At 73.6% G+C, this 13,435-nt stretch carries 12 protein-coding genes; 9 read left to right on the forward strand and 3 right to left on the reverse strand.

Features of this window, described 5'->3' with window-relative positions; all coding sequences use genetic code 11:
- The coding region (locus tag AC529_RS09725; protein WP_449353669.1) for an ABC transporter ATP-binding protein C-terminal domain-containing protein at positions 1 to 274 on the forward strand (274 nt) is incomplete at its 5' end.
- A complete protein-coding gene (locus AC529_RS09730; RefSeq protein WP_068755750.1) occupies positions 271 to 1,011 on the forward strand; it encodes an ABC transporter ATP-binding protein in 741 nt (246 codons plus the stop codon). The genes AC529_RS09725 and AC529_RS09730, both read left to right, overlap by 4 nt.
- Positions 1,012 to 1,280: 269 nt before the next feature.
- Here AC529_RS09730 and AC529_RS09735 read toward each other — a convergent pair whose 3' ends face one another.
- A complete protein-coding gene (locus AC529_RS09735; RefSeq protein ID WP_068755752.1) occupies positions 1,281 to 2,912 on the reverse strand; it encodes an FAD-dependent oxidoreductase in 1,632 nt (543 codons plus the stop codon).
- A 109-nt stretch (positions 2,913 to 3,021) separates the two neighbouring features.
- On the opposite strand from AC529_RS09735, the gene AC529_RS09740 reads away from it, so the two are divergent.
- Positions 3,022 to 4,638, forward strand: coding sequence for a thiamine pyrophosphate-binding protein (locus tag AC529_RS09740; protein WP_068755754.1), 1,617 nt, complete (start codon positions 3,022 to 3,024; stop codon positions 4,636 to 4,638).
- Between the two features lie 21 nt (positions 4,639 to 4,659).
- On the opposite strand, the gene AC529_RS09745 is transcribed toward AC529_RS09740, so the two are convergent.
- Entirely contained in the window at positions 4,660 to 5,895 is a 1,236-nt protein-coding gene (locus tag AC529_RS09745) for an MFS transporter (protein WP_068755756.1), read from the reverse strand.
- 102 nt (positions 5,896 to 5,997) lie between these two features.
- On the opposite strand from AC529_RS09745, the gene AC529_RS09750 reads away from it, so the two are divergent.
- From AC529_RS09750 to AC529_RS09775, 6 genes are all read left to right on the forward strand, one after another.
- On the forward strand, positions 5,998 to 7,611 hold the full coding sequence (locus AC529_RS09750) for an FAD-dependent oxidoreductase (protein ID WP_068755758.1): 1,614 nt from the start codon (positions 5,998 to 6,000) through the stop codon (positions 7,609 to 7,611).
- Positions 7,608 to 9,566 carry an oxidoreductase gene (locus AC529_RS09755; protein WP_232306661.1) on the forward strand — a complete coding sequence of 653 codons (1,959 nt, stop codon included), beginning with the start codon at positions 7,608 to 7,610 and terminating at the stop codon, positions 9,564 to 9,566. Before AC529_RS09750 ends, AC529_RS09755 begins: the two co-directional genes overlap by 4 nt.
- A gap of 118 nt (positions 9,567 to 9,684) precedes the next feature.
- Entirely contained in the window at positions 9,685 to 10,173 is a 489-nt protein-coding gene (locus tag AC529_RS09760; protein WP_232306662.1) for a MaoC/PaaZ C-terminal domain-containing protein, read from the forward strand.
- An 18-nt stretch (positions 10,174 to 10,191) separates the two neighbouring features.
- Entirely contained in the window at positions 10,192 to 10,710 is a 519-nt protein-coding gene (locus AC529_RS09765; protein WP_068755760.1) for a MerR family DNA-binding transcriptional regulator, read from the forward strand.
- A gap of 3 nt (positions 10,711 to 10,713) precedes the next feature.
- Positions 10,714 to 11,862: an acyl-CoA dehydrogenase family protein gene (locus AC529_RS09770; protein ID WP_068755761.1), complete on the forward strand. Its 1,149-nt coding sequence runs from the start codon at positions 10,714 to 10,716 to the stop codon at positions 11,860 to 11,862.
- Between the two features lie 129 nt (positions 11,863 to 11,991).
- Entirely contained in the window at positions 11,992 to 12,552 is a 561-nt protein-coding gene (locus AC529_RS09775; protein ID WP_068755762.1) for a MerR family DNA-binding transcriptional regulator, read from the forward strand.
- A 183-nt stretch (positions 12,553 to 12,735) separates the two neighbouring features.
- Here the strand turns inward: AC529_RS09775 and AC529_RS09780 are convergent.
- A partial coding sequence (locus tag AC529_RS09780; RefSeq protein WP_068755763.1) for a catalase family protein occupies positions 12,736 to 13,435 on the reverse strand: 700 nt, incomplete at its 5' end.

Raw genomic sequence — 13,435 nt, forward strand, 5'->3', positions numbered from 1 at the left:
GCTGCTGCTGGACGAGCCGGCGGCCGGCCTGGACGCCGGGGAGTCGCGGGCCTTCGGCGCCAGGCTGCGCAGCCTGGTCGACGAGGGAGTCGCGACCGTCCTGCTGGTGGACCACGACGTCGACCTCATCATGCGGATCTGCGACGACGTCCAGGTCCTCGACTTCGGCAGGCGGATCGCCTCGGGGCCGCCGTCGACCGTCCGGGACGACCCCGAGGTGGCCCGCGCCTACCTGGGCACGGCCGCCGAACCCGCGACCGGAGGTGCGTCATGACCACGACCGTTTCCGAACCGGCGGGCACCGCTCCCGCCGGGGCCGGCTCCGCCGTCCTGGAGGTCGCGGGGCTCGACGCCGGGTACGGCCCCATCCAGGTGCTGCACGGCGTGGACCTGTCGGTGTCCGCCGGGGAGCTCGTCTGCCTGCTGGGGCCCAACGGGGCGGGCAAGACCACCACCCTGCTGGCCTGCTCCGGCATGGTACGGGTCGCCTCCGGCGACATCCGGCTGGACGGCCGGTCGCTGCTGCGGCTCAGCCCGCACGCGATCGCCCGCCGGAAGCTCGCGCACGTCCCCGAGGACCGCTCGCTGTTCCCGTCGCTGACGGTCGACGAGCACCTGCGGCTGTGCGCCCGCCCCGGGGGCATGGACGTCCTCGAACTCTTCCCGGAGCTGCGCAAGCGCCGCACCAAGCGGGCCGGGGTGCTGTCCGGGGGCGAGCAGCAGATGCTGGCCCTGGGCCGGGCGCTGGCCACGGGTCCGCGGGTGCTGCTGGTGGACGAGATGTCCATGGGGCTGGCCCCCGTGGTGGTGGAGCGGCTGTTCTCGGCGCTACAGGAGATCGCCGTCTCCGCCGGGCTCGCCGTGCTGATGGTGGAGCAGCACGTCCACCTGGCGCTGCGCTACGCCCAGCGCGGCTACGTGCTGGCCGGCGGCCGGGTCCGCACCCACGGCACCGCGGCGGAGCTGCGGGAGCGCTGGCCGGAGATCGAGTCCTCCTACCTCGGGCGGTGACCCCCGCCCGGACCTGACCCGGAGCCTCCGCCCTGTCCCCCGGGGCGGAGGCTCCTCGCCTGTCCGGCCTGCCCGGTGTCTTCCCGCCGGGGAGACCGGGGGCGGCCCCGGCGTCCCCGGGGCGGGCAGGCGCCCCGCCGCGCCCGACAGGCCGGAAGGCCCCCGCAGCAGACATGGCAGGGCCGGTGCCGGGCAACCGGGGTTGCGCGGCACCGGCCCTGCTTCCGCCGTCCCGCCCCTCCTGCCGGACGGCGGTCCCGGTAGGTCCGTCAGGCGGCCTTGCCGTCGGTGAGGTGGCGTCCGGCGAGGTAGCCGAAGACCATGGCGGGGCCGAGGGTGCCGCCGGCACCGCCGTAGGTCATGCCGAACGGGGAGGCCATGACGTTGCCCGCCGCGTACAGGCCCTCGATGACCCGGCCGTCCAGGTCGAGGACGCGGGCGTGCTCGTCGGTGCGAGGGCCGCCCTTGGTGCCCAGGCCGCCGCTGACGACCTTGATGGCGTAGTAGGGCGGGTCGTCGATGGGGCCGAGGGTGCCGCGCACGTCGCGCTTGTAGGCGGGGTCGCCCCACCAGCGGTCGTGCGCGCTCTCGCCGCGGCCGAAGTCGGGGTCGTGGCCGTTGGCCACGTTCTCGTTCCAGCGGCGCACGGTGGCCACCAGCTCGTCGGCGGGCAGGCCGACGTCCTCGGCCAGCGCCTCCAGGGTGGGGTAGCCCTTGAGCCAGGCGGGGGGCTCCTCGCCGGCCGGGTGGGGGCCGATGGTGCCGTAGGCGCGCAGGTAGCCCTGGTCGAAGATGAGCCAGGAGGGCAGGTTGGCGTAGTCGAAGGAGGTCACGTCCTCGACGTGGAAGGCGCCGCCGAAGGCGTTGTAGTTGGCGGCCTCGTTGGTGAAGCGCCGCCCCTTGCGGTTGACCATGATGGACCGCGGCCGGGTCCGGTCCGCGTTGATCATGGCGCGGTTCATGGAGTTGATGCCCTCGGGCAGGTCGGCGGCCGGGATCCACCACGCCTCGCGCATGTTGCCGAGCATCGCGCCGACCTTCATCGCCATGTACAGGCCGTCACCGGTGTTGGTGGGCACGGACACCGGGTGGGTCAGCGGGCCGCGCAGGAACGCCCGCTTGTACTCCTCGTTCCACTCGAAGCCGCCGGTGGCCAGCACCACGCCGCGCCGGGCGCGCACCTCGCGGGGGCCCTGCGGGGTCTCGAAGCGGACGCCCCTCACCCGGCCGTCCGCCACGACCAGCTCCCGGGCGCGGTGCTCCACCTGGGGCTGCACTCCCAGGTCCAGCAGGGCCTTGAGCAGCCGCCCCACCAGCGCCTGGCCGCGGCCGCGCTCGTCGTTGGCCGCGCGGCGGGCGAGCTCCTCCTCGGAGGGGACCTCGGGGACCACGGCCCCCAGGGAGGTCTCGCTCATGGTGAGGTGCTCGTTGGGGTAGTAGGGGGTGCGGGTGACCCGGTGCTGCCACTCGCCGAGCTCGGTGAAGGGGAAGAGGGGGCACTCGATGGTGCGCCCGCCGCCGGGCTTGCCGCCTGGGTGCTCGGGGTGGTAGTCGGGGAAGTCCGGCACCGCGTGGAACTCGGTGCCGGCCTCGCGGTCGAGGAACTCCACCATCTCGGGTCCGGCGTCGAGGTAGGCGCGGATGAGCCGCTCCTCCAGCAGGCCCCGCGACAGCGACATGATGTAGGTGAAGGCCTCCTCCTTGCTGTCGCTGACGCCGATGGCGGCCTGGTGCGGATTGCAGGGGATCCACACGTGCCCGCCCGACCACGCCGTCGTGCCTCCCACCTCGCGGGCCTTCTCGAACAGGCCCACCCGTGCGCCGCCCCGGGCCGCGGTCACCGCGGCGGTCAGACCTGCGGCTCCCGTGCCCAGGACGATCACGTCGTACTCGTCGGTCATCACGGCTCCTCTCCCGGTGATCCCACCTCTTTCTAGTACATCTTCCTATTGACGTACAAGGGAAGGTTTTGCGAACGTTCTGGGGAACCTACCGAGGGGAGTCCGGCAAATGCTGTTTCACGAAGTGATGGCCCGTGCCCTCGCCGACCACGGCGTGGACACCGTCTTCGGGGTCCTCGGGGACGCCAACCTGTACATGATGGACAGCTTCCAGCGGGTGGCCGGGGGGAAGTACTACTCCTTCTCCAACGAGGCCGGGGCCGTGCTGGCGGCCAACGGGTACGCCCGCACCTCCGGGCGGCTCGGCGTGGCCACGGTGACCCACGGGCCCGCCCTGACCAACACCCTGACCGCCCTGGTGGAGAGCGTGCGGGACCACACGCCGGTCCTGCTGGTCGCGGGCGACACCGCGGTGGTGGACCGGGAGAACTTCCAGAACATCGCCCAGCGGGACGTCGTCCTCCCCACGGGCTCGGGCTTCGAGCAGGTCCGCTCCCCCCTCACCGCGGCCGAGGACGTGGCCACCGCGATCCGGCGGGCGCTGCTGGAGCGGCGTCCCGTCGTGCTCAACGTGCCGGTCGACTTCCAGTGGGAGGACGTCCCCTACCAGCCGGTCGCGCCGAAGCTGGTCGAGCCGCAGGCCGTGGCACCGGACCCGGCCGCGCTGGACGCCGCGGTCGGCATCGTCGCCGCCGCGCGCCGCCCGGTCGTGCTGGCCGGACGCGGCGCCGCGCGGGCCAGGGGGGCGCTGCTGCGGCTGGCCGAGCGCATCGGCGCCCCGGTGGCCACCACCCTGCGCGGCAAGGACCTGTTCCGCGGCGAGCGGTTCGACCTGGGCATCTTCGGCACCCTCTCCGACGAGGTCGCCCTGGAGACGATCATGGAGAGCGACTGCGTCATCGCCTTCGGCGCCAGCCTCAACAAGTGGACCACGGCCGAGGGGTCGCTGCTGGAGAAGAAGCGGGTCGTCCACGTCGACCTCGACCGCGACAGCATCAGCCGGTTCTCGACCGTCGACGCCGGGGTCGTCGGGGACGCCGCAGTCGTGGCGGACACGATCGTCGAGTGGCTGGACCAGGCGGAGGTTCCCGCCACGGGGTTCGCCTCGGAGGAGCTGGCCCGGCGGCTGGCGTCCCGCTCCCCGGCGGACTTCACCGACTGCAGCACGGACGAGACCGTGGACATCCGCACCGCCATGCTCCGCATCGACGAGGCGTTCCCCCAGGACCGGACGCTCGTCTTCGACGGCGGCCGGTTCATCTTCAACGCCTTCACCCGGCTGCACTGCCCGGAGCCCAGCGCCTACGTGCACACCGTCAACTTCGGCTCGATCGGCCTGGGCATGGGCAACGCGATCGGCGCCTCCCTGGGCGCCCCCGGACGGCCCACCCTCCTGGTCACCGGCGACGGCGGCTTCATGATGGGCGGGCTGGCCGAGTTCAACACCGCGGTGCGCCACGGCATCGACCTCGTCGTCGTCATGTTCAACGACCGGGCCTACGGGGCCGAGCACATCCAGTTCCGCAACAAGAACATGGACCCGGCCATCTCCACCTTCGAGTGGCCCGACTTCGGCCCGGTCGCCACGGCGCTGGGCGGGCGCGGCTTCACCGTCCGCAACCTGGCCGAGCTGGACGAGGCGCTCGCCGCGATCGAGAACCGGGACCGGCCGGTGCTGATCGAGATCAGGATCGACCCCGACAAGGTGTCCTCCCCCGGCCACTGAGCCCCCCGGCGGGGCGGCGGGTCACCCCCGGCGCCCCGCCGCCGTTGCCGGCAGGAACGCCGCGACGGCCCCGCCGACCGTCCCGCAGACGCAGGCCAGGACGAAGACCGGGGCGAAGGCTCCGGTGGCGTCGGCCAGCCAGCCGCCCACGGGCGGGCCGACGACCTGCGCCAGGCCGAGGCTGGCCGTCACGCCGCCGAAGCCCGCCGCCATCCGGTCGGGCGGGAGGATGTCGCCGAGGTAGGCGACCATCACCGCGCCGACCGAGGTCATCACCAGCCCGTAGAGGAGGTTGGCGCCCAGGACCGCGCCGCTCCACCCCAGCGGGACGACCAGGGCCAGCAGTCCCGAGGCCGCGATGCAGGAGGCCAGGACCGGGCGGCGGCCGATCCGGTCGGAGGCCCGGCCGCCCGCCGCTCCCCCGACGATGCTGGCGATGCCGAGGAGCGCGAAGGCCCGCCCGGCGGCCTGCGGGGTGAACTCCAGGTCCTCCCGCAGCGCCACGACGAGGTAGTTGGTGTAGAGGACGAAGCTCACCCCGTACAGGAAGTAGGAGAGCAGCAGCCGGCCCCCGCCGGGCAGCGCGGTCCACAGGGCGGTCTGCGGTGACGGTTCGGCGGCCTGGCGGCGCACCGGCCTGAGGAACAGCAGGAGCAGCAGGACCGCCACCGACACGGCGGTCTCCAGCGCCCACACCTGGCGCCACTCCCCCGCGCCGAACACCCCCTGGAGGAAGGTCACCAGGGGGCCGGTCACCGCGATGCTGACCCCGATGCCCGCGGTGGCCAGGCCGAAGCCCAGGCCCCGGTGGCGCGCGGGGACGTGGGCGTTGACGACCGAGGGGATCGGGATCCAGACCAGCGAGCTGCACAGCCCGGCCAGGCCCATGCCGACGAAGAGCACCGGCACCGAGGGGGCGGCCGCCACCAGGCCCAGGCCCAGGGCGGTCAGCGCCAGGCCGGCCTTGAGCAGCCGGGTGCCCTCGAAGCGGTGCCCCACCCAGGCCAGGGCGACGACGCCGACGAGGTAGCCGCCCAGGTTGGTGGCGCTGAGCAGGCCGGCCGCGCTGTAGGAGCCGAGCAGGTCGCGGGTCATGTCCGGCATGACGTAGCCGAGGGTGAAGCGGACGAACCCCTGGGAGACGGCCGCGGCGCTCATGACCAGCAGCACCGGCCAGATCCAGCTCCGCAGCGGGGTGTCGTCGGCGGCGGGCTTCTCGCCCGCCGGCCCGGTGGTCTTCGGCGGTTGGGCGGCCATCCGGATCTTCCTTCCGCAGTCCCGACAATGAATTTAACCCTATACGTAAAACGTGTCATGAGATAGATTGCGACCGTCTCCGAGGATCGGGAAGGTGGTGCGATGAGCGAGTACGACGTGGTGGTACTCGGTACCGGCGCCGCTGGGCTGACCGCCGCGCTGGCGGCGGCGAGCGAGGGCGCATCGGTGGGGCTGTTCGAGAAGGCCGACCGGGTCGGCGGCACGACGGCGCTCTCCGGCGGCATCGTCTGGCTGCCCGCCAACCGCCACGCCGCCGCGGCGGGCGTCGACGACAGCCGCGAGAAGGCCCTGACCTACCTGGAGTCGCTCTCCAACGGGAGCATGCTCCCCGAGATGGTCGAGGCGTTCGTGGACAACGTCGACCCGACCCTGGAGTGGCTGGAGCGCGAGACGCCGCTGCGGCTCCTGGTGGTCCCGCGCTACCCCGACTACCACCCCGAGCACCCCGGGGGCCTGCCCGGCGGCGGCCGCTCCCTGGAGCCCGCGCTGTTCGACACCCGGGGCCTGGGCCCCTGGCAGGACCGGATCGTGGGCCTGCCCCGCAGGCTGCGCATCAGCGAGATCCCCAGCGGGGGCGGCAGCGGGGTCATCCCCCCGGAGGTCATGCGGCAGCGGACCGAGGCCTCCCAGGAAGGGCTGGGCCGGGCCCTGGTCGCCGCCCTGCTCCAGGGCTGCCTGGACCGGGGCGTCGCCCCCCGCACCGGGATGCGGGCTGTGGAGCTGGTGGTGGAGCACGGCCGCGTCGCCGGGGTGCGCTTCGAGTCGGAGTCGGGCCCCCAGGAGGTCCGCGCGCGCCGGGGCGTCGTCATCGCCACCGGCGGCTTCGAGCACGACCCCGAACTGGTGCGCGACCTCGTCCACGGCCCGCTCCTGCACCCGCCGGGCGTGCCGAGCAACACCGGGGACGGCCTGCGCATGGCGATGCGGGTCGGCGCCCGGCTCGGCGCCGTGCACGAGGCGTGGTGGGTCCCCGTCGTCCTGGTCCCCGGCCCGGACGGCACCGCCGCGCCCACCCTGCTGCTGCGCGAGCGGACCCTGCCCGGCACCCTCATGGTCAACGCGCGCGGCCGCCGGTTCGCCAACGAGGCCGCCAACTACAACGCGCTGGGCGCCGCCTTCCGCACCTTCGACAGCGCCTCGTTCTCCTACGCCAACGTCCCGGCCTGGCTGGTCCTCGACGACGCCTGCGTGCAGCGCTACGGCGTGTTCGGCACCGCCCCGGGCCGGGGCGCCCCCGACTGGGTGACGCGCGCCGACACCCTCGACGGCCTGGCCGAGCGGATCGGCGTCCCGGCCGACGCGCTCGCCGCGACGGTCGCGCGCTTCAACGACCACGCCCGGGCCGGGCACGACCCGGACTTCGGCCGCGGCGCGAGCATCTACGACGGCTGGTGCGGCGACCAGACGCACTACGGCACCCCGCAGGCCACCCTGGGCCCCCTCGCCACCGGGCCGTTCTACGCCGTTCCCGTGCACCCCAGCGCCCTGGGCACCAAGGGCGGCCCCCGCACCACCCCCGACGGCCAGGTCCTCGGGGTCGACGGCGCCCCGGTGGCGGGGCTCTACGCCGCGGGCAACGCCATGGCCGCCCCCACCGGCATGGCCTACGGCGGCGCCGGGGGCACGCTCGGCCCCGCCATGGTCTTCGCCCGGCTCGCCGGACGGCACGCCGCCCGCCAGGAGGTGCAGCGGTGACGGGGACACTCGCGGACAGCGCCCTGTTCCGGCCGATCCGGGTGGGCGACATGGAGCTGCGCAACCGGATCATGCTGCCGCCGCACGGGCGGCTGACCGGCGACCTGTTCGGCAGCGAGCGGCAGGCCCGCGCCAACATCGCCTACTGGCGCCGGCGCGCCGAGAGCGGCGCCGCCTGGATCTGCGGCCTCAACGGGTTCGTCGCCAACACGCTCATCCCCGGGTTCGAGCCGACCGGCCTGGGGGCCGCCGTGCGCGGCGTGTTCCGGCTGCCGCAGTTCCGGGAGCGGGCCGCCCGCTACGCCGAGGCGGTGCAGTCGGCCGGCGCCTACGCCTCGGCCCAGTTGATCATGCAGGGCGGCATGCCGCACTCGCCGTCGGGCCGGATGGCCAACTACACCAACAACCAGGTCCCGCACGTGCTGGACGCCGCCGAGATCGCCTGGTTCGTCGAGGAGTACGCGTTCTCCGCCGCGGAGGCCAAGGCCGCCGGGCTGGACGGGGTGGAGCTGCACGCCAACCACGAGGACCTGCTACAGCTCTTCCTCTCCCCCGCCACCAACCTGCGCGACGACGCCTACGGCGGCGACCGCGGGCGGCGGATGCGGCTGCTGCTGGACGTGCTGGGCGCCATCCGCCGGGAGGTCGGGCCGGACTTCACCGTCGGGGTGCGGCTCAACATGGACGAGCTGTTCGAGGGCGGCTACGACCTGGAGGAGGGGCTGGCGATCGCCGCCGCGTTGCAGGCCAGCGGCACCATCGACTACCTGCACTGCGTGGTCGGCAACAACTGGGGGGCGCCCAGCTACATCCAGACCCACCACTACGGCGTCGCGCAGTGGTCGGAGCTGGCCCGCAGGTTCCGGGAGTCCCTCGACGTCCCCGTGGTCTACACCGGCCTGGTCTCCACGGTCGAGGCGGCGGCCCGCGTCGTCGACGAGGGGCACGCCGACGTCGTCGGGATGGCGCGGGCCATGTTCGCCGACGGCGACCTCGTCGCCAAGGCCCGCAGCGGCCGCACCGCCGACATCCGCCCCTGCATCGGCACCAACGACTGCCTGCACCGGGTCGTCGTGGACGGGGTGCGGTTCGGCTGCTCGGTGAACCCCCGCACCGGGCGCGAGGCCGAACCGCCGCCGCCCCGGGCCCAGGAGCCCAGGCGGGTGCTGGTCGCCGGGGCGGGGCCGGCCGGGCTGGAGCTGTCCGCGCTGCTGGCCGAGCGCGGCCACCGGGTGGTGCTGTGGGAGCGGGAGGAGGAGGTCGGCGGTCAGATGCGCATCGCCGCGCGGGCCGCCGAGAACTCCTCCTACGCCGACTTCCTGGCCTACCAGCGGCGGCGGCTGGACGCCCTGGGGGTCGAGGTCGAACTGGGCCGGGAGGCGACCGCCGACGCGGTGGCCGCCGCCGGGTTCGACGTCGTCGCGGTGGCCACCGGGGCCCGGTCCCGGCGCCCCGACGTGCCCGGCGTGGACCTGCCGTTCGTGGTGGACGGGCGCGAGGTGCTGCTGGGGCGGGCCGAGACCGGCCGCCGGGTGCTCGTGGTCGCGATGGAGGACCACATGCAGCCGCTCACGATCGCCGGGTACCTCGCCGACCTGGGCCGACAGGTCACCGTGCTCTACCCGACGCCCGCGGTGGCCCCCCTGGTGGGCAAGTACTCCATCGGCGCCCCCCTGGCCAAGCTCAGCGCGGCGGGGGCGCGCATCGAGGTGACGGAGCGGGTGGCGCGCATCGAGCCGGACCGCGTGGTGTCGCGCAACGTCTACTCGGGCGTGGAGCGCGAGCACACCGGCTACGACTCCGTGGTGCTGGCCTGCGGCGGGGAGGCCGAGTCCGCCCTGTACGCGCAACTGGAGGGGCGGGTCGCCGAGCGGCACATCCTCGGGGACGCCTACGCGCCGCGCCGGATCTCGTTCGCCACCAGGCAGGCCTACGAGCTGGCGCTGCGGATCTGAGGCCCGCGGCGGGGCGTGCCGCGGCGCCCCGCCGTCCCGCGGTCCGCGAGCGGCGCGGTCGCGGGGTTTACCCGGAACCCGACAGTGCGATATAACGTTCAACGTAAACTATCAAATATTGTGGGCCCCGCGCGGCGCCCGGCACGGCAAGGAGTCCCCGTTGTTCGACCGCTACTACGACGAACTCGCCATCGGCGACCGCCGCTCCTTCAGCGGCATCACCATCACCGAGACCCACGTGGTGAACTTCGCCGGGGTCACCGGCGACCACTTCGGCCTGCACATGGACGCCGAGTACGCCAAGACCACGCCGTTCAAGCAGCGCATCGCGCACGGCCTGCTGGTGCTGTCCTGCGGCGCCGGGCTCGTCCCGCTGCTGCCGGGCCGGGTCATCGCGTTCATCGGCATGGAGGAGGTGCGCTTCCTCGCCCCCTGCTTCTTCGGGGACACCATCCACCCGGTCATGGAGGTCCTCGCCAAGAAGGACAAGGCCCCCGGCGGTGTGGTGACGCTCAAGGAGGAGATCATCAACCAGCGCGGCGAGACGGTCATCTCGGCGCGCATCAACATCTGGGTCGCCTCCAGCCCATCCGCCCAGGCGGCCTGACCGTCCCGGGAGGAGCCCGTGGCATCCCCGACCCCGGCCGGCGGCCGCGACAAGGGCGCGCGGCGCGACCTGCTCAGCATCGGTGAACTCGCCCGCCAGGCGGGCCTGTCCACCCGCACCATCCGCTACTACGAGGAGCTCGGCATCCTGCCGCCTCCCGAGAGGACGGCCGGCGGGACGCGCCGCTACTCCCGCGACTACTTCTTCTACCTGGAGGGAACCCGCATCCTCAAACAGCTCGGCTTCGACCTCGAGGAGATCGCCGAGCTGGGCCGGTTCGCGCTGACCGGGGCCACGGCCTCCAGCCGCACGAAGGCGATCCTTCAGGAGAAGGTCGCCCAGCTCGACCACCGCATCCGGGTGCTCAAGCGGCTGTACGCGCTCGTCAGCGCGGCGGCCTCCTCCCGCGCCGACCCGGACGCCCCCGTGCCGCAACTGCTGCGCTGGATCAGCGAGAAGAGCAGCGACGAGGCGGCCGCGGCGGCGGGGCCGGAGGAGAACGGACCGGACGACCACCCACGACCACGTTGGAGCTGACGTATGGAACGCACCCTCTTCGAACCCGTCCACAACGACTTCCGGGACTCCGTGCGGGAGTTCATCCGGCGCAACGTCGTCTCCGAGTACGAGCGCTGGGAGGCCGAGGGGCTGGTCGACCGCGAACTGTGGAAGCAGGCCGGCGACGCGGGGTTCCTGGGCACGGCCGTGCCCGTCGAGTACGGCGGCGGCGGCGAGCCGGACTTCCGCTACAACGCGGTCCTGGTGGAGGAGTTCGCGCGCGCCGGCGCCCTGTCCCTCAGCTCCGGGTTCGGCCTGCACAACGACGTCGTCGCCCCCTACCTGCTGGAGCTGGGCACCGAGGAGCAGAAGCAGCGCTGGCTGCCCGGCTTCTGCTCCGGCGAGCTCGTCACCGCGATCGCGATGACCGAGCCCGGCGCGGGCAGCGACCTCAAGGCGGTGCGCACCACCGCGGTCCGCGACGGCGACCACTACGTCCTCAACGGCTCCAAGACGTTCATCACCAACGGCATCCACGCCGACCTCGTGATCGTCGTGGCCAAGACCGACCCGGCGGCCGGCGCGCGCGGCATCAGCCTCCTGGTCGTGGAGCGCGGCATGCCCGGCTTCCGGCGCGGCCGCAACCTGGCCAAGGTGGGCATGCACTCCCAGGACACCGCCGAGCTGGTCTTCGAGGACGTGCGGGTGCCCGCGGCCAACCTGCTCGGCGAGGAGAACAAGGGCTTCGGCTACCTGATGCGCAACCTGCCGCAGGAGCGGCTGTCCATCGCGGTCGTCGCCGTCGCCGCCGCGCAGGCCGCCCTGGAGTGGACCGTGCAGTACTGCCGGGAGCGCAAGGCGTTCGGCCAGGAGATCGGCCGCTTCCAGAACAGCCGGTTCCAACTGGCCGAGATGGCGACCGAGATCGAGATCGCGCAGACCTACGTGGACCGCGCCGTGCTCGAGCTCAACGCGGGGACCCTCAGCCCGGTGGACGCGGCCAAGGCCAAGTGGTGGACCACGGAGCTGATGAAGCGCACCGCCGACCGCTGCCTGCAGTTGCACGGGGGCTACGGCTACATGGACGAGTACCCGATCTCCCGCTTCTGGCGCGACGCCCGGATCCACACGATCTTCGGCGGCACCACCGAGATCATGAAGGAGATCATCGGACGCGACCTCGGTTTCTGAGCGCGCACACGGGTCCACGGCCAGGAGTGAACCCGGTCACAGATGGCTATCTCCGCGCACTATCAGCGATAGACTAGACAGTAACTTAACGGGATTCGTTAAGTTACAAAGATGTCTAGGAGTCCACCGATGTCCACGCGCACCTCCGCCCAGGAAAGGAGGACGTCCCCGCCCTCCTCCGGTGCAGCAGAGTCCGGGTCCCGGCTGTCCTCCGAGAAGTCTCCGAGCACCTCCCCCAAGGGAGACCTGCTCAGCATCGGTGAACTGGCCAAACGTGCCGGGGTCTCGCCGCGGACCATCCGCTACTACGAGGAGCTGGGGATCCTGCCCACTCCCGAGCGCACCGCGGGGGGCAGCCGCCGCTACCCCCACGAGTACATCTTCTACGTCGAGGGCGCCCTGCTCCTCAAGGAGATGGGGTTCTCGCTGGAGGAGATCCGGGACCTCGGCCGGTGGGCGCTCGACCGTACCACCGCGGCCTCCGAGCGCACCCAGGCCATCCTGGAGAGCAAGGTCGCCGTGCTGGAACACCGCATCCGCGTCCTGACCCGACTGCACGACCTCGTCATCGAGGCCACCCGGAGCCGTGACAGAGACGACGAGATCACCCCGGAGCTGCTCCGCCTGCTCGGCGAGGAGGCCCAGTCCGCCAACCTCGTCGCCGCTGGCGCCGACAGGGCCGGGGCCTGAACCGCCCGCGGCACCGCCGCGGCGGCACGGCCTGCCGCCGTCCGCTCCCCGGGCGGCGACCACTCCGCTTCCTCCGGGGCTCCGTCCGGGCCACCGACTCCGTCGGGGCCGCGGCCGCTTCCGCCAGCCCGTCGGCCGCGGCCCCGACGTGTGCCCGCGGCCGGCGCTCCTGTGGACGGCGGCTCAGCGGCGCCCCGGACGCCCCGCCGGATCCCGCGGGGTGCGGCGGCCGCTCCTGCTGCCCCGGTAGGCGCTCTCCCTGAGTCCGGCGAGCCACCCGGGGACCGGCTCCCACCCGGCGGGCCGGTTGAGCACGGGGTCGAAGGAGGTCCGTCCGGCCTCGCCCGCCGACAGCACGGCGTGCAGGGTCAGCCTCGCCGCGGGAAGCCACCCGCCCCGTGCCGGGCGGGCCAGCAGCGCCAGTCGCCACGGCCGCTCGCGCACCCGCCGTTCCAGGCACCCCGTGGCCGCGGGGCCTGCCGGGCCGCCGTACGGCACGGCCAGCAGCCACACCAGTTGCCCGGCGACCCGGTAGGGCAGCAGGCTGCCGTAGCGCGCCCTGCCCCAGTCCGCGGCGGGCAGGGGCAGGCAGCGGGTCGCCGTCCCGATCCCGCAGGAGGACAGCGCCAGGTCCCACGGGCCGTCCAGCCCGCCGCCGGCCGGCAGGCGCACGGCCAGCCCCAGGACGTCGGGGCCGGCGCCGGGCAGGCCCGCCCCCTTGGACAGGCGGGCGGTCACCGGCCTGCTCCCACCGGCTCCCGGGAGCGGGCCGACGGGCAGGAGGGCCGCCTCGCCGCGCAGCCACAGGCCGCGCGGATGGAACGCCCGGGCGCCCCGCAGCCGTGCCAGGCCGCGGAAGCCCGCGGCCGCCAGCCGCCGCACA

This window comes from Thermobifida cellulosilytica TB100, from assembly GCF_001517975.1.
Classification (GTDB): Bacteria; Actinomycetota; Actinomycetes; order Streptosporangiales; family Streptosporangiaceae; genus Thermobifida; species Thermobifida cellulosilytica.

What these genes read in the sequence shown, in the direction of transcription:
- AC529_RS09740 (WP_068755754.1), top strand. Translation starts at nt 3,022, where the DNA reads ATGCTGTTTCACGAAGTGATGGCCCGTGCCCTCGCCGACCACGGCGTG.
- AC529_RS09745 (WP_068755756.1), bottom strand. Translation starts at nt 5,895, where the DNA reads ATGGCCGCCCAACCGCCGAAGACCACCGGGCCGGCGGGCGAGAAGCCC.
- AC529_RS09730 (WP_068755750.1), top strand. Translation starts at nt 271, where the DNA reads ATGACCACGACCGTTTCCGAACCGGCGGGCACCGCTCCCGCCGGGGCC.
- AC529_RS09750 (WP_068755758.1), top strand. Translation starts at nt 5,998, where the DNA reads ATGAGCGAGTACGACGTGGTGGTACTCGGTACCGGCGCCGCTGGGCTG.
- AC529_RS09775 (WP_068755762.1), top strand. Translation starts at nt 11,992, where the DNA reads ATGTCCACGCGCACCTCCGCCCAGGAAAGGAGGACGTCCCCGCCCTCC.
- AC529_RS09735 (WP_068755752.1), bottom strand. Translation starts at nt 2,912, where the DNA reads ATGACCGACGAGTACGACGTGATCGTCCTGGGCACGGGAGCCGCAGGT.
- AC529_RS09770 (WP_068755761.1), top strand. Translation starts at nt 10,714, where the DNA reads ATGGAACGCACCCTCTTCGAACCCGTCCACAACGACTTCCGGGACTCC.